The 19,987-nt window shown below is 39.7% G+C and carries 15 protein-coding genes; 8 read left to right on the top strand and 7 right to left on the bottom strand.

Annotated elements, in window-relative coordinates:
- The first annotated feature begins 10 nt into the window (after positions 1–10).
- From CER18_RS04675 to CER18_RS04660, 4 genes are all read left to right on the top strand, one after another.
- Positions 11–826: an exodeoxyribonuclease III gene (locus tag CER18_RS04675; protein ID WP_100128917.1), complete on the top strand. Its 816-nt coding sequence runs from the start codon at positions 11–13 to the stop codon at positions 824–826.
- A gap of 61 nt (positions 827–887) precedes the next feature.
- Positions 888–2,366, top strand: a complete 1,479-nt coding sequence (locus CER18_RS04670) for an efflux transporter outer membrane subunit (RefSeq protein WP_100128916.1) — start codon at positions 888–890, stop codon at positions 2,364–2,366.
- On the top strand, positions 2,363–3,586 hold the full coding sequence (locus CER18_RS04665) for an efflux RND transporter periplasmic adaptor subunit (protein ID WP_100128915.1): 1,224 nt from the start codon (positions 2,363–2,365) through the stop codon (positions 3,584–3,586). Before CER18_RS04670 ends, CER18_RS04665 begins: the two co-directional genes overlap by 4 nt.
- Before the next feature lie 3 nt (positions 3,587–3,589).
- On the top strand, positions 3,590–5,572 hold the full coding sequence (locus CER18_RS04660) for a MacB family efflux pump subunit (protein ID WP_100128914.1): 1,983 nt from the start codon (positions 3,590–3,592) through the stop codon (positions 5,570–5,572).
- 1,282 nt (positions 5,573–6,854) lie between these two features.
- On the opposite strand, the gene CER18_RS04655 is transcribed toward CER18_RS04660, so the two are convergent.
- The 3 genes from CER18_RS04655 to ftsE are packed head-to-tail and all read right to left on the bottom strand — an operon-like array spanning position 6,855 to position 9,130.
- On the bottom strand, positions 6,855–7,538 hold the full coding sequence (locus tag CER18_RS04655) for a YdcF family protein (protein WP_100128934.1): 684 nt from the start codon (positions 7,536–7,538) through the stop codon (positions 6,855–6,857).
- Positions 7,525–8,478 carry a cell division protein FtsX gene (locus CER18_RS04650; RefSeq protein ID WP_100128913.1) on the bottom strand — a complete coding sequence of 318 codons (954 nt, stop codon included), beginning with the start codon at positions 8,476–8,478 and terminating at the stop codon, positions 7,525–7,527. The genes CER18_RS04655 and CER18_RS04650 overlap by 14 nt, the downstream gene beginning before the upstream one ends.
- Positions 8,471–9,130, bottom strand: a complete 660-nt coding sequence (ftsE, locus tag CER18_RS04645; RefSeq protein ID WP_100128912.1) for a cell division ATP-binding protein FtsE — start codon at positions 9,128–9,130, stop codon at positions 8,471–8,473. Before ftsE ends, CER18_RS04650 begins: the two co-directional genes overlap by 8 nt.
- A 489-nt stretch (positions 9,131–9,619) precedes the next feature.
- On the opposite strand from ftsE, the gene CER18_RS10705 reads away from it, so the two are divergent.
- Positions 9,620–9,745 (top strand): hypothetical protein, encoded by a 126-nt coding sequence (locus CER18_RS10705; RefSeq protein WP_280951569.1) that lies wholly within the window; start codon positions 9,620–9,622, stop codon positions 9,743–9,745.
- 37 nt (positions 9,746–9,782) lie between these two features.
- Here the strand turns inward: CER18_RS10705 and acs are convergent, their stop codons facing one another.
- Positions 9,783–11,726, bottom strand: coding sequence for an acetate--CoA ligase (gene acs, locus CER18_RS04640; protein ID WP_100128911.1), 1,944 nt, complete (start codon positions 11,724–11,726; stop codon positions 9,783–9,785).
- Positions 11,727–13,118: 1,392 nt separating this feature from the next.
- A complete protein-coding gene (locus CER18_RS04615; RefSeq protein WP_100128906.1) occupies positions 13,119–13,391 on the bottom strand; it encodes a hypothetical protein in 273 nt (90 codons plus the stop codon).
- A gap of 605 nt (positions 13,392–13,996) precedes the next feature.
- On the opposite strand from CER18_RS04615, the gene CER18_RS04610 reads away from it, so the two are divergent.
- Positions 13,997–14,269, top strand: a complete 273-nt coding sequence (locus CER18_RS04610) for a hypothetical protein (RefSeq protein WP_100128905.1) — start codon at positions 13,997–13,999, stop codon at positions 14,267–14,269.
- Positions 14,270–14,465: 196 nt separating this feature from the next.
- On the opposite strand, the gene CER18_RS04605 is transcribed toward CER18_RS04610, so the two are convergent.
- Positions 14,466–15,155, bottom strand: a complete 690-nt coding sequence (locus CER18_RS04605) for a YggS family pyridoxal phosphate-dependent enzyme (protein WP_100128904.1) — start codon at positions 15,153–15,155, stop codon at positions 14,466–14,468.
- A 164-nt stretch (positions 15,156–15,319) separates the two neighbouring features.
- Here CER18_RS04605 and leuS point away from each other — a divergent pair, with 164 nt between their 5' ends.
- The gene (leuS, locus tag CER18_RS04600; RefSeq protein ID WP_100128903.1) at positions 15,320–17,974 is read left to right on the top strand and encodes a leucine--tRNA ligase; all 2,655 of its coding nucleotides are present in this window, start codon (positions 15,320–15,322) and stop codon (positions 17,972–17,974) included.
- Complete coding sequence (locus CER18_RS04595; protein WP_100128902.1) at positions 17,961–18,575, top strand: LPS assembly lipoprotein LptE; 615 nt, start codon at positions 17,961–17,963, stop codon at positions 18,573–18,575. The genes leuS and CER18_RS04595 overlap by 14 nt, the downstream gene beginning before the upstream one ends.
- On the opposite strand, the gene fsa is transcribed toward CER18_RS04595, so the two are convergent.
- Positions 18,572–19,225 (bottom strand): fructose-6-phosphate aldolase, encoded by a 654-nt coding sequence (gene fsa, locus CER18_RS04590; protein WP_100128901.1) that lies wholly within the window; start codon positions 19,223–19,225, stop codon positions 18,572–18,574. The genes CER18_RS04595 and fsa overlap by 4 nt on opposite strands.
- Positions 19,226–19,987 lie beyond the last annotated feature (762 nt).

The following is a 19,987-nucleotide window of genomic DNA, read 5'->3' as shown; positions in this document are numbered from 1 at the left end:
ATTGAAACAGATGTTCTTTCGTATTGCGACTTGGAATATTAACTCTATTCGTTTGCGCCTTGCACAGGTTTTTCAGTATTTGAAGCTCTTTCCTGCCGATGTTTTGTGTCTACAGGAAACAAAATGTCCCGATGCTTTATTTCCAGTCGAGGCTTTTGAAGCTGCAGGATATAAGCATATCGCACTGAGTGGACAAAAATCGTATAACGGGGTGGCGATTATTTCTCGGTTGCCTTTTAAAAAGGTGAACAAGCGTTTCTTTTGTCAAAATCAAGATTGTCGCTATATCTCAGTGATTGTGGAAGCCCATGGTAAATTGATGCGGATTCATAATTTTTATGTTCCCGCTGGAGGCGATATTCCTGACGCTAATGTGAATGAAAAATTTCGCTATAAGCTTGATTTTTTGGAAGAAATGTCTTTTTTTCGTGCTGATCAGGAAAAGGGGATCTCTTCTCTTTTGCTGGGCGATTTGAATATTGCTCCTTTAGCAGAAGATGTTTGGTCTCATCAGCAATTGTTGAAGGTTGTAAGCCATACACCCATTGAAACAGAGCGTTTACAAAATTTGTGTTGTCAGGGCGGATGGGTTGATCTCATGCGGTTGCATATCCCTGTTCCTACTAAACTTTACACATGGTGGAGTTATCGTGCTCGCGATTGGGCGCTTACGGATTATGGGCGGCGGCTTGATCATGTTTGGTCCTCTCCAGATTTAGCACCTTTAGTGGTGGATCTTTCAACTTTTCGTGATGCGCGTGGGTGGGAGCGTCCTTCAGATCATATTCCTGTGCAAACTGTGTTTGATTTTTCATGTTCGTTTTGAAATAAAAGGTAAATAAAGTATTAATATTACATAATGATTCTGAAAGAATGCGGGAGACTAGATGCATATCAGAAATCTCAAATGGGGCGCTTCTAGCGGATTACTTTCTAGTATTTTGCTTTGTTTTCTTTTGTCTGGATGTATGGTTGGTCCGAATTATCGTAAAACATCTTTTTCTGTTCCAGCTCAATGGGGACAGCAGTCTGCGCAGATATCAGGGCATTCAATTTCCCTTGCAGGGTGGTGGCGGCGTTTAAATGATCCGGTTTTAAATACGTTAATGGATGAGGCCGTTGCTGGAAATAATGATGTTGCGGTTGCCAAGGCTCGGATTCGTGAAGCGCGTGCGAGCTTAGGGCAAGTGGTGGGATCTTTATTGCCAAGTGCATCAAATACAATTTCAGGGATCCGTAGCGGATCTAAACAATCTGATACTTTGAACCAATATCGTAGTGGGCTTGATGCAAGTTGGGAGCTTGATTTTTTTGGAGGACATAAGCGAGGTGTTGAAGCGGCACGTTACGGTCTTGAAGCAACCGTAGAGGATATGCGTGCGACGATGGTCATATTGTTAGGGGAGGTAGCAACAAATTACGTTCAAATGCGTGGTTGGCAACAAAAATTGTCGATTGTGCGGCAGATTGCTGCGACACAACGTAAAACATATGAATTGATGCAGGCTAAATTAACAGCAGGTGATATTTCTGAGCTTGATGTTTCAAATGCACAAGCGCAAGTGGCTAATACAGAAGCCGATATCGCTCAGATGGAAGCAAATGTGGCTATGAGTATGCATCGCCTTTCTGTTCTAACCGGTCATGTGCCTACGGCATTAAAGGATCTTTTGCAAAAAAATGCCAAACAAATGCAAATTCCACAACCACAATGGCCAATACCAGCAGGAATTCCGGCAGATATTTTGTTGTCACGTCCCGATTTACGGCGAGCAGAGCGCCAATATGCACAGGCAACAGCGCGCATTGGTCAACGTGAGGCAGAACGTTATCCGTCGCTTACATTAACGGGGAATATTTCAACATCAGCAACCGCAATAGACCAATTATGGAAAAGTTCAACCATTGGTTGGTCTTTTGGCCCTGGTCTTCGTTTGCCCTTCTTTAATGGAGGACAGATTGTTGCCTCTGTTGCGATGGCGCGGGCGCAGCGTGATCAGGCTTTTATTAATTATCGGGCGGCTGTATTGAGGGCTTTAGAAGATGTTGAAAATGCGCTTGTGAGATTAACAAAGGAACATCAGCGTCTTGAAAAGCTTGTTGTTGCCAATAAAGCTTTCCTGCATTCTTTAAAACTTTCACGAAGTCTTTTTGAAAATGGCAATACCAGTTTTCTTGAATTATTAAATGCTGATCGTTCCTATTATTCTGCGCAAATGGCACTTAAAGATAGCCGAATTGCTTTAGCTACCCAATATATTGCTCTGATGAAAGCATTGGGGGGGGGATGGGATGGTGTCGTTGATGTGTCACGTCCGGAAGTCGTTGATGGTGTTTCTCATTCACTTGCAAAGGTAGGGCAATGAAAAAAAGTTTCATCAAAAATTTCATTACAACACGCAAAAAGCTTTCATTCTTTCTTCTTTCTCTCTTCATTATTATCTTTGTGTTGTGGTTGCGCTCTATTTTTTTTGGAACATCTACACCAACATATATGACCGCTGTGGTGAAGCGTGGTGATATTGAGGAAAGTGTTTTGGCTTCAGGGGTTGTGCGTCCTTATCGGTTGGTGGCTGTTGGTGCCCGTGCTACAGGGCGGGTGGTTTCTATGCGCGTTTTTCCGGGCAGTGTTGTCAAAGAGGGAGATCTCTTGGCAGAAATTGATCCTACAGATCAAGAAAATGATCTGAAAAGAAAAAAAGCAGCCTTATCGCATTATTATGCGAATTTAGTGGAACAAGAAGCTTATCTTTCTCTTGCACAAAAAAATTTAGCGCGGCAGAAAAAAATGATCGAAACGCGTGCAATTTCAAAAGCTAATTTTGATGATGCGGCGACACAGGTGAAAATACGTGAAGCGCAAATTGCTCAACTTCGTCAACAGATTGTACAAGCCAAGATTGATGTGGAGAGTGCAGAGGTTAATCTCAGTTATACGCGGATAACTGCTCCTTCAGCGGGAACGGTTTTGGCAACAGTTGTTGAAGAAGGTCAGAATGTTAATGCTGTTCAGTCAGCGCCTACAATTGTTATTTTAGGTGACTTGTCAAAGATGACAGTTAAAGCACAAATTTCGGAAGCTGATATTCTTAAAGTTCGCGCCGGACAACCTCTTTATTTTACCGTATTGGGTAATTCACACCGTCGTTATGAGGGAACGCTAGAAAGGGTTGAACCAGCTCCTGAATCCATTCGTGCTGATGTGAGTATTAACCCTGGTATGGGAGGTTCTAGCTCTCTCTCATCGTCGGCAATTTATTATAATGGGATTGTGCATGTTGATAATAAAGACAACTTTTTGCGAACTTATATGACTGCTCAAGTGCATATTATTTTAGGACGTGCTCAGAATGTTTTGCTGGTTCCAAGTGATGCTTTGCGTGATGAAACAAAAGAGGGAAAAGCATGGGTTTCACTGTTGGTAGGGGACAATAAAGTGGTGGCAAAACAAGTGACCGTAGGGCTTAATAACAAAGTAATGGCAGAGATTGCTTCAGGGCTTGATGAGGGGGATGTGGTGATTACCGGTTCGCACAATGGTGTGATGCCAGAAATTCCTGATGAACACAGTGAAGATGAGAATTAAATCATGAAAGCAGAAAAAGCAGAGGCTGTTTTCGTTTTAGAAAATATTGTGCGTACATTTCCTGCCGGTGATACATTTGTTCCTGTTTTGAGGGGTATCAATTTGACCATTAAGCGTGGTGAAATGGTGGCAATTGTAGGGGCTTCTGGTTCTGGAAAGTCCACATTGATGAATATTCTAGGCTGTCTTGATCGGCCAAGTTCTGGTCGTTATTGGATTTCAGGAAAAGAAGTAGCTTCTCTTTCTGCTGATGAATTATCCGCTTTGCGGCGCAATCATTTTGGATTTATTTTTCAGCGCTATCACTTGTTGAATGAATTAACCGCACTTGGCAATGTTGAAATTCCAGCTATTTATGCAGGCTATGCACCGAATATGAGAAAAAAACGTGCAGAAGAACTTTTAACGCGTTTAGGTATGGGAGAGAGAGTCAATCATCGTCCTAATCAGCTTTCAGGCGGGCAACAACAACGGGTGTCTATTGCGCGAGCATTGATGAATAATGCGGAGGTTATTCTTGCCGATGAGCCAACTGGTGCTTTAGATAAACACAGTGGGCAAGAAGTCTTGCGTATTTTGGATGAGCTTCATCAAGAAGGGCGCACCATTATTATCGTAACGCATGATATGCAGGTGGCGAAAAGAGCAGATCGTATTATCGAAATCAGTGATGGGGAAATTATTGCTGATAAGCTCTCGAAAGGTAAAAAAACAAAAAGGAGTGTTCAGCCTCTTCAGGAGCAACGGAATCTGAAAGATCAAAAAACATTGGGGTCTTTTCGTTCTTTTATTGAACGTTTTCGTGAAGCATTTATCATGGCTTTGTTGGCGATGAATGCACACCGGATGCGAACTTTTTTAACAATGCTTGGGGTCATTATCGGTATTGGAGCGATTATTGCCATGGTCGCTTTGGGAAATGGGACACGGGAGAAAATATTAGAAAATTTTAAAAGCTTGGGCTCCAATACCTTGACAATCTTTCCAGGGAAAAGTTTTTCTGATCCACAAGCAGAGAAGATAACCAGTTTGGTGGAAGCAGATGCGGAGGCCCTTTCTCGATTGCCTTATGTTGCTGGTGTAACACCTCAGATTTCAGCAAGTTCTACGGTTCGTTTTGGTTCTATTGAAGTTAATGCTATGATTTCGGGGGTAGGAGAACAATTTTTCCAAACGCAGGGACTTAGAGCTGTTCAAGGGCAGCTATTTGATCAAAAAAGTGTGCATGAGCGGGCGGTTGATCTCGTCATCGAAAAGGAAGCAATTGCGGTGCTTTTCCCTCATAGTCATGGAAGTCCAATAGGGAAAATTGTTCATTTAGGCAATGTTCCTGCACGCATTATTGGTGTGGTTGATCCGCAAAATAATGGAGGGAGCTCAAATACATTGCAAATTTATTTGCCTTATACAACCTTACAAACACGTTTTCTTGGCACAACACAAGTTCGGGCCATTACCGTGAAGATTGCTGATCACATTGATTCAAATTTAGCGGAAAAGATGGTGAAACGTTTTCTTATTATGCGCCATGGTGGAGAGGATTTTTTCATTCGAAATTCCGAATTTTTTCGAGAACGCATCATGGAGAGCACGCATATTTTAACGCTTTTAGTGTCTTCAATTGCAGCGATTTCACTGATTGTAGGGGGAATTGGGGTGATGAATATTATGTTGGTTACGGTTTCTGAGCGGATCAATGAAATTGGGGTGCGTATGGCTGTTGGGGCACGCCAAAGTGATATTCTCCAACAATTTCTCATTGAAGCAATTTTAGTCTGTATAATTGGAGGCGGTTTGGGAATTCTCTTCGGATTTTCTATTGGGGGCTTATTTTGGCTCTTTAAGGCGCCAATTCATCTGATTTATACGGTTGATTCAATCATTTTATCCCTTACTTTTTCCACCCTCATTGGAATATGTTTTGGCTTTTCGCCAGCGCGACAAGCTTCACGGCTTGATCCTGTTGTTGCGCTCTCGCGTGATTAAGTGCTCATCAACCTAAGGCATGTTTATAATTCTATCTGCTTGGATATAAGCGTTTTTGCAGCGAAAAGCAAAATATGATCAGAAAAAAATTTAGCACTGCTATTCTCTCTTAGAAAACGCCTCATTCGTTCAGTAGAACATAATATCATTAGATTAGTAACGTTTTATAGTACACCACCATTTTTACGTTTGATCAGGAGAAAACTGGAACCATCATACACCGCTCCCAATGTTGCATTTTTTGGTATCAGAATGGTGTAGATTTGAAACACTTCATAAGAAGCATTTGTCGTTTTTTCTTTATGTTTTTTTATTCAAACATCCGCTCCATTTGCTTTTGTGACGTTGCAAGTAAGTGATACTGGTTGTTTCAATAGATATAGATTTAAAATGAGAGCGCCTACAATATCTGAGACTCTTATTTAAGATGAAGAGCACTTATCTTTATGAATCAGTGTGTTGGTAGGAAATAAAACACCCTACGCAATAAGGCCTCTAAAATTATGACACATGAGCTTTAGCGACAGTGATAAATATTCAAGGCAGCGCTTGTTTGTAGAGCTTTATGGGGGTGAGCCATATAAATGAGAAAGCCAAGAAGAGCGTGCGATGTTTGTGGCGGTGTGCGTTTTGAGCTTATTGTATCTGTGATCTAAAATGCTCTTATGAAGATGCGTTATAGAATGAAGAGATTGTTAGTAATTTATTGATTTATAATGATTATTTAACGTTCTCTCTCTTGAATGAGAAATCTAAGGATCATAAATTTTCTCATTTTTAGGCTTAATGACTGCCTTGCATGCCATATGAGGTTGGTCTGTGAATACTGTTAAAGGCGTAACGCATGCTCCTTGCTCATCACCCAAAGTGGTTTTTAAGAGCTATCGTCATGTTGGGGGATGGTAAAATTTAGGATGAGCTGTTCTGCATTTTTTATGGAAGTGTAAAGATGGTGGTATAAGGAGATCTCTATAACATGTCTGGAGATCTTATAGCTATCTGAGCTTTATTTACGAGAGCTTTCTACCACATAGGGATGTCATTGATAGATCCCTGCTGTGAGATCAAGTTTGGGATATAAGAGATATTTTTGGGTGAATGTGCAAGACAGTGACACGTGTATCGGGGCGTTTTGCTTGACATGAGGGGAAGTTCTGCGGGCTTTTATGGTGGTAATTCGTGTGGAAAGATATGGAGAGAAGGGGATGACGCAGTTAGAAGGTGGCAAGGTTTAAAGTCATAAGGGGAAAGGCTAGGGGGGATAAAGATCAGGGGGAAAAGGTCAGAAGGCGGTTCTGATATAGACTTGCAGTGTTTTAATGTATTGGAATATAAGAATGCGGGCTTGCTTGATCTGTTGTATTGTGCTTTCAGCTTTGCTCTTTTTCACAGGATAAGCAATAAAATGGATATCAGGCATAAGATATTTAAGTTCACGCATCGAGCGCCATATGTGGTAATCATGGGTGACGATATAAAGGGTTTTATAGTGGTGCTTTTTGATCCAAGCGGCGCTTTCTTCAGCGTTTCCTCTGGTGTTAATCGCTTGATGCCCAATGTCAATACAACAAGAGATAAGCTGTGGACTAATATGCATGTTATGCATAAAAGCTTTTAGATTGGTTGAAGTATTTACGCCACTGATGAGGAGTCGTGAACCAAGCCCCTTTTGTAAGAGATGAAGCCCTATCTCTATTCGGTGTTCTCCACCGGTAAGTACGATTATGGCATCGGCTTTAGGGAGAGGCGTTGGGGGGACAAGCTGTTCGGTTTTTTCAGAAAAAATAATAAAACCACCCCAAAAAATGAAAACAATGACTGCAAGAGTCAGTGTTGTGAAGGGAAAATAGCGAAATAAGCCGCGGGCAGACCAATTATGGTAGGGTTGTTTTGAAACAGGACGGTTTAAATTGTTTTGTGTCAATGAGTTGGGGCTGTTGTGAGTCATAAAATTAAAATAAACCATTTTCACATTGATCGATTTTTTTCAGTTGCGCTAAAATAGTCATGCGGTTTGTAAGGGTGGTTAGAAAAGAAACAAAAATAATAAGAAGACTGATCTTTCCATAAGGAATGGAACTTATTGAAATATGTCCTAATAAAGCCGTTACTTGGCTGGCTTCTGCTCTTCCTAGGTTATAATTTGTCCAGAAACAAAAGGCTGAAAACAGAAATATGCTTGTGAGACCACCATATAAAGCACCGCGCAGTGCTGTTTTAAAAAAATGCCAATCAAATTGACGCGCAATGAAAAGGGTTTCAGTGCCAAGAAAATATAACACATTAATAATATGGGCATTTTCTGCCAATGCATTGCGGGTGGCAAAAATAATGGTGAGGATTAGAGAACCTAGAACCAATGCTAAAATTGAAAAACCAATGAAAACAGAAGTGTATGCCATGGTCGTAAAACGGTGGACCCAAATACGATGATCATCAAATTGACCTCCTGGAATTTGCGTTTTAATGGCATGATTGATGGCGGCAAAATTGATTGTTTCATTTTCCTTCAAGGTGACAATGATAAGACGGGGAAGGGGCAATTCGTTCAAATTAAAACCTGTTCCAAGCCATGGTTCCAGCAACTTTTCCGTGGCTGTTTGGTCAACAATTTGCGCATCTTGGACACCAGAAAAGGTTTTAACCAAGATTACTGCATCATGAAGTGCTTTGTTGATATCAACATTGTCAACGGGGCGTATTTGTATTGTTGCTTCATAGCTAATTTGATTGCTCCAATTTTTGGCAGAACGTTGGACTAAATCAACACCGATTAAGGTGAGGCTTGAGAGAAATGTCATAATAGCAATGACGGCAACCAAGGCTTGTCCAGAAATGTTGCTACTAGGAATAATCGCCGTTGTGTTTTTTTTATTGCTGGTAAAAATGGGGAAAAATTTATTCATGAATTGTCATCCGTCCATTATGGAGAAGCATACGCCGTGCTGCAACTTGTTCCATTAAGGCGATATCATGGGTGGCAATGATAACAGCCGTTCCAAAACGGTTTAATTCAATAAACAAACGCAGCAGGCGTTTTGCCAAGGGCGGATCAACATTTCCGGTTGGTTCATCGGCAAGCAGAATTTCGGGTTGATCAATAAGCGCGCGTGCAATGGCGACTCTTTGTTTTTCCCCACCGGAAAGAACCGGTGGTAAAACATGAATATGATCGCCAAGACCTACCCAACAGAGAAGATCTTCTACTTCACTGCGATAGGTTGCTTCTTCTTGCCCCTTAATGCGTAAAGGTAAGGAAACATTTTCATAAGTGGTCATGTGGTCAAGAAGACGAAAATCTTGAAAAACCACACCGATGCGTTGTCGTAGCGCAGGAAGCTCTTGTCTTTTCAGCAAAGCTGTATCTGTTCCAAATAAATCAATATGACCACGGGTGGGTTTGAGTGCTAAAAACATCAGCCGCATCAATGATGTTTTGCCCGCCCCAGAGGCACCCGTAAGAAATTGAAATGAGCCAGCAGGAATATGAAAGCTAACATCACGAAGGACCTCAGGGCCCATTCCATAACGCAGGCCGACATTTTCAAAATGAATCACTTTTTGTTACCACTTCTGTTTTTATAGTGTATTACTCTCAGGACTTTTGCTCCTATTGTTTTAGATCTTATTCATACTTTACAGCACGCAATATTTCTCCATTTGTGCTTGAGAAATATTGTTTGTAAAATATCCCTTATATTTCTTTATTTTATCTTTATTCATGATTTTAGCAGGAATTCCAAGGTGTTTCTAGCAGAAACATAAGAACTGCTATCCCTGTTTTTCGACTTAATCTTGATCTTACTCGTTTTATGGTTGATGAAGCTTGTACATTTTTCGTTTTGAATATGCATTAAAGCGCATCTTTTATCATTTTAATCTTTGTTTGTTTTTGTATGGGTTATGGAAAAACTTATTTTTTCTCTTTCTAAAATAGATTGATAAAGAAGTTTTACCGACAGTAAAATTGATCACCTATTGCAAGCCTTTTAGAGCATTCGTTTGTGGCTTGAAATGCGTGTGTGGATAAAAACACCAAAAGTGTCAATGATCTCTTATGAAGGATTATGCTTGGTAATATTTTGGGCTGCAAACAGAATAGTGGTTCTGGCTTGGATTTTTACCGGCGGCTTTAGCAAGAATGCTGCGATGATTATTTTAGCAAAAGGCTAAAGCCTACCGGTGGTATTGTCCGTTAAACCATGTTTTTTTAATCTTGTCGGTTGGCAATTAGATCTTCAACAACTTGTGGCTCGGCAAGGGTTGAAGTATCTCCTAAATTGTCGAAATCATTTTCAGCAATTTTGCGTAAAATACGTCTCATAATTTTTCCTGATCGCGTTTTGGGAAGTTGTGGAGCAAACTGAATTTTATCCAATATGGCAATGGAGCCTATTTCTTTTCTGACATGCTGAATAAGGTCTTTTTGCAATTCTTCACTTGGCGCTGTTTCTTCCATGAGGGTAACAAAACTGTAGATTCCTTGCCCTTTAATAGGATGAGGGTAACCAACAACAGCGGCTTCAGAAACAGCAGGGTGTGAAACAAGGGCTGATTCAATTTCAGCGGTTCCTAGTCTGTGTCCAGAAACATTGAGAATGTCATCGACGCGTCCTGTAATCCAGTAATAGCCATCACTGTCGCGTCGACAGCCATCGCCTGAAAAATATTTTCCTTTATAGGTGGAAAAATAGGTCTGAATAAAGCGTTCATGATCCTTATAGAGCGTGCGCATTTGTCCGGGCCATGAATCACTGATACAAAGATTGCCTTCTGCTTCGCCTTCTAAAACATTGCCTTGAGCGTCAACAATTTGGGGTTGAACACCAAAAAAGGGACGTGTAGCGGAGCCTGCTTTAAGGGGTATGGCACCGGGCAAAGGTGTAATCATATGCCCTCCTGTTTCTGTTTGCCACCATGTATCGAGAATCGGACAGCGGTCATTGCCAACCGTGTGATAAAACCACTCCCATGCTTCTGGATTAATCGGTTCGCCTACCGTTCCTAAGAGCCGTAAGGATGTTCTTTTTGAGTGTTCAACAAATGAATTTCCTGCCCCCATTAAGGCGCGGATAGCGGTTGGTGCTGTATAGAGCGTATTGACTTGGTGTTTGTCGACAATTTCCCAAAATCTTCCCTTATCAGGAAAAGTTGGTGTGCCTTCGAACATTAAAGTAGTTGCACCGTTGCATAAAGGTCCATAAACCAAGTAAGAATGTCCCGTAATCCAACCAATATCAGCTGTACACCAGTAAATTTCACCAGGGTGATAATCAAAAACATATTTGTGGGTTATCGCGGCATAAATAAGATAGCCCCCTGTGGTATGCAAAACACCTTTGGGTTTGCCGGTTGAGCCTGAAGTATAAAGAATAAAAAGCGGATCTTCAGCATTCATTGGTTCTGCTGGACAATCTGTTTTTGCATGAGCGATTTCTTCATGGTACCAAAAATCACGCCCCTCTATCCATTGAATGGGTCCGCAAGTGCGCCGTATAACCATAACTTGATCCACACGCACATTTTGGCGGGCGGCTATTTCAATAGCATGGTCAACATTGTCTTTTAAGTTAATTCGTTTGCCACCCCGCAAGCCGTGATCAGCAGTAATGATGAAGGTCGATTCACAGTCAACAATGCGTCCTGCTATGGCTTCAGCAGAAAAGCCTGCAAAAATAACCGAATGAACAGCACCAATGCGGGCACACGCGAGCATAGCATAGGCTGCTTCGGGAATCATAGGAAGATAAATGGTTACTTTATCGCCTTTTTTGACACCGTGGCTTTTTAAAAGATTGGCAAAACGACAAACATGTTCATAAAGTTCGTTATAGGTTATTTTTTTATCATGATAAGGATTATCCCCTTCCCAAATGAGCGCAATTTGATCGCCATGGGTTTTCAGATGACGATCAATGCAATTATAGGCAACATTTGTTATCCCATCCTCGTACCATTGAATTGATACACCATCGTTAAAAGAAGTGTTTTTTACTTTTGTAAAGGGTTTAAACCATTCAATACATTGACCGTGTTTTGCCCAGAAGCTTTCTGGATCATTGATGCTTTCTCGATACCATTTTTGATACGTTTCCTCATCGAGCAAAGTATTTTTTTTGATCTCTTCTGATATTGGATAAATTTTTTCAGTCATGTTTCCCTCTTTTAATTTATCTTAGGGAAAATCAGCCCACTGTATTTTTAGGCAAAACTTCCCCGTAAGCTTTTCATTATGAGGGTAGACTAAATGACAAAGATTGGAATAGTCAATTTTTAAAATCTGAAACTCTTGTCTTCAAGAGCGTATTTTATGCTCATTGAGGATATTTAAATGCAACAGAGCCTTGTCGTACAGAGCTTTTTATAAAAGCATAAAGATATTAAAAAATATCATATAGGAGGTAGATGAAGGTACTTTATTGATTATCGCTTTGAATGTTTTTTATTTTGTATTGCCTTATTCAAATAAGAATAAGTTCATTAATAATTAAATAACCCAAAATATCTACGCAAAATATCAAAAACAATGAACAGAATTACTGTATATAATGTTGATTTTATAGCTACTTTCCAACTGTAACCACCAATTTTTTTAAAACCAATAGCATATATAGGGATGAATACAATGAGAATGCAAAACAGCCTTATTATTTCATAATGAATATTCATTATAAAATATTTCTCAAAAGTTGAGATAAACCAATATAGTTTAATAAAATACTAACAAAAAAGAACATAATGCTTATTAATAATGCGTTTTTTAGAGAATCTTTCCAACTATAAGAAAAAAATTTATAATAAAAAAGATGTACTAAACCAAAAAAAACTGCTACCGCCAATGATCCAATAATTTTATAAGCAAAATCTGACATTATAAATGATAATTCCTCATTATTGCTACTTTATTCAGTGTAATCGGAACTCATCCGATAAATATTAATATAAACCAAAGTATCTACGCAAAAAATCAGAAATAAAGAACATAATAACTGACGATAATGCCATTATAATAGACAATTTCCACCCCACACCACTGAATATTTTAAAAGGAATGGCAATTATAGGAGTAATTATAATTAGCATGAAAAATAGTCTTACAATTTCATAATGAATATCCATTATAACAAAATCCTAGTTATAGTATATAAGATTAATAGACACCTTTGAAGATTATTTTTTCATTTTTCTCCTAATTCATCCAATAAAGATTAATATAAACCAAAGTATCTACACAAACTATCAAAAATAAAAAACACAATAACTGACAATAAGGCTATTTTTATAGATAGTTTCCAACTGTAGCCACCAATTTTTTTTAAACCAGTAGCATATATAGGGATAACGACAATGAGGATGCAAAACAGCCTTATTATTTCATAACGAATATTCATTATAAAAAATCCTAAATTATAATATGTTATAAATAATAGATATCCCTGAAAAATATTTTATCCATAGATGTAGATATTTAATTATGGTATATTATTGAAAATATACTTACAAAATTATTAACTTCAGAGATATCTTTGTCGCTATTCTCTATAAATTAGAACCAACACTCATGAGCTTTTTCTATAAAGCCCCACATCGCACCTCCTGCGAATCCCAATACAAGACCTCCCACTCCACCTGTCAATGCACCTGCTGGTCCTCCGGTTATACCGCCTTGAATTGCACCCACTGTTCCTGCCGGAACTCCTACTGCGAAGCCCTGTGCATTCATGTGATTTATAAAATCACTAGGTCTACATGCATTTCCATAAATGATAGGTGTTGAGTCATTTATCGTATAAGTTAAACCTGAACCAAAATTTCTCATATTAATCCTCCTAATATTATCTACATTAAAATAATATCACAATGATACATTTCAAATTGTTATCACGCATTTTAGAGTAGCGTCAAACATATTTTTTAAAAATATAAATAAAAATACTTTGATAAACAATTAAATATATTATGTGTATACGAAATATTCTTCTTAATCATATAAAAATATTACTTATATTATTATAAATTATAAGGAATATCATCCTATCTTTTCTTAATTAAATTTTAAAATTAGAAGAATTTTGCATCTAAAAATTTGGTATTTTTTTAATTTATGAGAATAACAAGGGAATAATACCATTATTGCATTCAGTTGTGTTGTTATTGTGTGTGTGCATGGATTGGGATTAATGCTTTTTTAGCGATTGTTGATCGTATTTTGTTGTCTCTTTCAGTGTATAGAAAACCTCTATGCTAACGTTTGTCTTTATGATTGTTGTCATGTTGTTTAGCAGGTTTTTTTATGTTTGCTTTGGTATTTAAGGTGCTGATTGTGTCCCAAGTGACTTACACGAGAATTGAAGAGCCGTATTGATAATCCTAAGCCTCTTTTGCTTGCTTTACGTCATTGGTAGGTGGGGAAATTGTTTATGCATGTTGGAGAAATTAAGAGAATTCGAGGTCTTTAATGGAAGTTATTGCGATAAGCGTGCTGAATATTCTTTTATTTATTTCGCGACAGTTTTTCCATTTATGCGCAACACCCCTATTTTTATTATTTTGCTTTTATATTTAGGATTTCTTGTGTGTGGTGCTTTTGCTGAAGTGGTGATTAGAGAGGGGAGAAAAAGAGCCAAGGTGCGAGAATATGAAAGCCAAAGCAGGGCTATTTTGAAGTCATTGTACGGGTTGAGGATGTGCTGGTGAGAAGTTTAGGAAAACCAGCTTTTTTGCTCATTTTGCTAACAGGGTGAAAGAGGGACGGGCGTTTTTACTGCTAGAGTTGCTTTTTTAGTGATCTTGAGGGAAATATTTTTTTCATTTCTGTTGTTTTGGGCTTGTTCGTAGAGTTTTCAATGAGGATGTATCTTGGGGGAATGAATTTACATGAAGCGAAATGGTTTTACACGGGGCGTTTGCCAAATAAAGCAGAGCCAATGCGAAGGACATTTGAACCAAATTGTAGAGCTGTTTTGAAATCATTGGACATGCCCATGGAAAGCTTTGGAAGACCGGCTTGTTTTGCTAATTTTGCTAGAAGAGCGAAATAGGGACCGGGGTTTTCGTCCACAGGGGGGATAGCCATCAGACCGATAATATCAAGTCCATAGTTGTTTTTGCATTGAGAAACAAAAGGGATCACTTCTTGTGGTTCTATACCACTTTTTTGCGGCTCTAAGCCAATATTAACCTGAACATAGCAGGGAAGATGCCTTTTTTGTTTTTGCATTTCTTCTGCCAAAATTTTGGCTATTTTTTCACGATCAACCGTTTGAATGACATCAAAAATCTTTACAGCTTCAGCGGCTTTATTGGATTGTAGGGGACCGATGAGGTGAAGTTCAATATTTTTAAATTGTTGACGTAATCCGAGCCATTTTTGGGCTGCTTCTTGCACGCGGTTTTCCGCAAATTGAGATTGACCGATTTGTAAAAGAGGGCGTATATCCTCTATGGAGACAGTTTTTGAAACAGCGATAAGTTCAATTTCCTCCACGGGGCGTTGTAGTTCTTGGCAGAGTGCCGCAATGTCTTTTTGAAGGTTGTGCAATGCTTCAATAGAAGGATTATGAGGGGGTGTTTGTGTCTTCATGTTTTTATGCTTTATCATTTTTATTCAAGTTTTATTTAGGGGTTGGTGTTTTTATAAAATACTTGAGAAAATATTTCACGAAAATGTTGACGATGAGGTTAATCCATGGTCAAGCATAATAAAACAAGTTTTTGGTTCAGTTTTATTAAAAGAGTATAATGGGAATGACGATTGAGCATTATAAGATAGGCGAACGCTATAATCCACGTGCGAGAGAAAAAAAATGGCAAGAAATTTGGGATGAAAAAAAAATTTTTCAGACTGTCCAAGAAGATGGTCGTGAAAAGTATTATGTCTTAGAAATGTTTCCTTACCCTTCTGGGCGCATTCACATGGGGCATGTGCGCAATTATGCCATGGGGGATGTGGTTGCACGCTATAAACGTGCAAAGGGCTTTAACGTGCTTCATCCTATGGGGTGGGACGCTTTTGGTATGCCGGCTGAAAATGCTGCCATGCAAAATAAAGTGCATCCTAAAACTTGGACCTATCAAAATATTGCGGTGATGCGTGGGCAACTAAAGCAATTAGGGCTCTCAATCGATTGGGCGCGCGAATTTGCGACTTGTGATGTGGATTATTATCATCGACAGCAAATGCTGTTTCTTGATTTTTATCAAAAGGGGTTGGTGGCGCGAAAAGTCGCTAAGGTCAATTGGGATCCCGTTGACCACACGGTTTTGGCAAATGAGCAGGTTGTTGATGGACGGGGTTGGCGTTCAGGCGCGTTGGTTGAACAGCGGGAATTAACCCAGTGGTTTTTCAAAATTAGCGATTTTAGTGAAGATCTCTTGGCGGGGCTTGAAGAACTGGATCAATGGCCGGAAAAAGTTCGCACGATGCAAAAAAACTGGATCGGGAAATCCCAAGGTTTGCTGGTTCGTTGGGCTTTAAAGGCAACAGCTGATGATGCAGGTGGCGCTGATGATGCTTGTGAGGAATTTGATGAGGTTGTTTGTTACTCAACGCGTCCTGATACGCTGTTTGGTGCTTCCTTTTTGGCTCTGTCTGTTGATCATCCCATTGCACAATCTCTTGCAAAAAAAGACAAAGCCTTGGCGACTTTTATCGAAAATTGTCGGTGCGGTGGAACGACAACAGCGGCACTTGAAACAGCCGAAAAACAAGGTTTTCTTACTCCTTTTGTGGCGGTGCATCCTTTTGATGAAGCAGTGCATATTCCCGTTTATATTGCTAATTTTGTGCTGATGGATTATGGAACAGGCGTCGTTTTTGGTTGTCCGGCTCATGATCAGAGAGACTTCGATTTTGCACGTAAATATGATCTTCCGATAAAACCGGTGGTTTTGCCTTCAGGGGTTGAGAAAGAAGATTTGGTGATTACTGAAACGCCTTATGTTGGTGATGGGGTGATGATCAATTCCAGCTTTTTGGATGGTTTGACACCCAAACAAGCCTTTGAAGAAGCAGCCAAAAGGCTTGAGCAACAAATGCTTAATGGAAAACCGCAAGGGGAAAAAACGGTGCAATTTCGTTTGCGTGATTGGGGGATTTCACGTCAACGTTATTGGGGATGCCCCATTCCAATGATCCATTGTACGTCTTGTGGCGTTGTGCCTGTACCGCGTGCTGATTTGCCGGTTGTCTTGCCTGATGATGTTACTTTTGATCAACCGGGCAATCCTCTTGCGCGTCATGAAACGTGGCAGGATGTTGCTTGCCCGATCTGTGGTTGCTCTGCCAAACGCGAAACCGATACCATGGATACATTTGTTGACTCTTCTTGGTATTATGCACGTTTTACCGCTCCTTTTGCATCAGAGCCTGTTGAGAAACAAGCAACTTCTGAATGGTTGCCTGTACAACAATATATTGGTGGAATTGAGCATGCCATTTTGCATCTTCTTTATGCGCGCTTTTTTATGCGTGCCATGAAATTGTTAGGTTATGTGAGTGTGGATGAACCTTTTAAAGGGCTGTTTACCCAAGGGATGGTGGTGCATGAAACCTATCGGGATGATCAAGGGTGGGTTTCTCCAGCAGAAATTTCCATTGTTGAAAAAGATGGAAAGCGGTGTGCTTATAAATTAACCGATCAAAGCGAAGTGACGATTGGTTTGATTGAGAAAATGTCAAAATCAAAAAAGAATGTCGTTGATCCCGATGATATTATTGCATCTTACGGCGCTGATACGGTACGCTGGTTTGTGTTGTCAGATTCTCCCCCTGAGCGGGATGTTATCTGGACAGAATCGGGTGTTGAAGGCGCACATCGCTTTGTCCAGCGTGTTTGGCGCCATGTGGCTTTGAGTGCTGCTGTTTTAAAGGATGTGGCGCCCCGGGCGGGGCATCAGGGGGCAGCTTTGGAACTGTCAAAGGCAGCGCATCGCATGCTCCACGCTGTAGAAGATGATTTAGAAAAATTCGCTTTTAATCGCGCTATTGCACGCCTTTATGAATTCTTGAATATTATGGCACCTTTGCTCAATAAGGTGGCAGATGTTGAGGATGAAATGAAAGCGGCTTTACGTCAAGCTATGGATTTTTTCCTTGCCATGATTGCACCTATCATGCCGCATTTGGCGGAAGAATGCCATGCTGCTTTAGGAGAGACAACTTTAATGTCTGAACTTGCTTGGCCTGTTTATGATCCCGCATTAATTGTTGAAGAAAGCTATACTTTGCCAGTGCAAATTAATGGTAAAAAACGTGGTGAGGTGACCGTTGCAGCAACAGCGAGTGAGACGATGATTAAAGAAGCCGTTTTGGCTTTAGATTTTGTACAGGCGCAGCTGGTTGAAAAGCCTATGAAAAAAATTATTATTGTTCCACAAAGGATTGTGAATGTCGTTCTTTAAAAGTTTTTTGCTTGTTATTTTAGCGGGTGTCTTCACATTGTTGTGTGGGTGCAAAGTTGAACCGCTCTACCGTCAAGAGTCGCAGAGTGCAAGGGCAATGAATTCCGTTTTGTATGAGAGTTCTATTGCTCATCAGGATTCTCTTTCGGGGCAAGCTTCTTTGGGGCTTGCGCAAAAGCTTGCCTCTATTGTGGTGGAAGAGCCTTCGGATCGTTTTGGACAAATGGTGCGCAATCATCTGCTGTTTCTTTTGTATGGAAAGGGTGGTAAGCCTTCTCTACCGGCTTATCGATTGGCATTACAGATATCCGTCTTTACAAGAGAATCAATGCAGATAGAGGTTGATTTTGAGAAAAAGAGAAAAGGACGCCCTTCTGTTGGAACTGTTATGAGCAAAGCCTCTTACACCTTGCAGGATATGAAGAATATGCCCGTTGCAAAAGGAACAGCAATGATGAACGCATCTTTTGAGCGGCTTCGTCAGGAATATGCAACGATGCAAGCTGAAGAAGATGCAAAAAAGCGTGTGGCAGAAGAGCTTGCTGAGCAGATTTTTTTGTTACTTTCAAGAGATCTTTCTCATAAAATTCCTAGCCACTAGGCAATATTTTGTCCGGTTTTTTTCCAGTCATTGAGAAATATTTGCAATCCTTTATCAGTGAGGGGGTGCGTGATGAGGGCTTTTAAGATTGCGGGCGGAACTGTTGCAACGTCAGCACCGCTGAGAGCTGCTTCTTTAACATGATTAACGGTGCGGATTGATGCAGCCAAGATTTGTGTTTCAAAGTTATAGTTATCATAAATTGTGCGAATTTCATGAAGCAGTTCACTTCCATTTATTCCGCAATCATCGAGTCTCCCGATAAAAGGCGAAACAAATGTTGCACCTGCTTTGGCAGCAAGTAAGGCTTGATTGGCAGAAAAACAAAGTGTGAGATTTGTTTTTAGGCCTTCTGCTGTAAGGGCTTTACAAGCTTTTAATCCATCAAGTGTTAAAGGAAGTTTGATGCAAATATTGTCAGCAACCTTTGCTAAAACAGCCGCTTCTTTCATCATGTCTTCAAATTCTGTTGCGGCAACTTCAGCAGAAACAGGTCCCCTTACGAGAGAACAAATTTCTTTTGTCACTTCAAGAATATTGCGTCCTGATTTTAGGATTAGAGAGGGATTGGTGGTCACACCATCAACAAGGCCTAAATTTTGCAACTCTCGTATTTCTTCAATATTGGCGCTGTCCACAAAAAACTTCATCTCTAACCTCTTCTTTTTAGCTTTTTTATCCAAAGCTTTTCACATTTTATCCTGTGTTTTGTTATGCGCTATTGTTGCTTGCAAAAGCAAGAGCAAGAATGAATATCTCTTTAGAAAATAGGAATGCTATGGTGTTAATGAAAAAGAATGCCATGGTGTTTATTAATGCATTTAGTTTCTGTAAAGAAAGATCGCGTGTTGTTTTTATGCCTCTTTCATAGTGTTGCTCGTAATAAGGTGTAGGATTTATTGCGCACGAGTATTTTTGTATCTTGGCATTTTTGCCTATCGGCATCTTTGCAGAGTGATCGCTTTATACTTATGGCAATAGATGAGCATTATCATATCCTTATCTCGTTTTTCGTTGGTGATTGCTCTTGATATTTGAGAATCTTCATAAGAGATCTCCTTTTTTCAAGGGGATTAAGTTTAATTTTGTTTTTTGCGTGTTAGTGAATGGATTTTCATGTTGAGCATTTTTATTACGAGAGGTAAAATAATTTATCTTTATAAATCAATATATTAATAATAGTTTTGAGATGTGGATGGAAAGAAAATAAAAGTGTGTATCTTGGGCATGAAGTCATTATGGGATAGCTTTGTTGAAGGGCACACTTACGATAGCATGTTGAATGCTTAATCGTGATAGACTTTATATGTACAGAAGAATAGTGCTGTTTTTTTGTTATAGAGGAGGATGTTGTGTTTATTGTTGGCGTTTTAGAGATGGAATGCATATGAAAAAGAATTTTTGTGAGAAAA

It is taken from the genome of Bartonella tribocorum (assembly GCF_002777915.1).
Classification (GTDB): domain Bacteria; phylum Pseudomonadota; class Alphaproteobacteria; order Rhizobiales; family Rhizobiaceae; genus Bartonella; species Bartonella tribocorum_A.
Note: the sequence above shows the minus strand (reverse complement) of the source record. Positions and strands in the feature narration are given on the sequence as shown.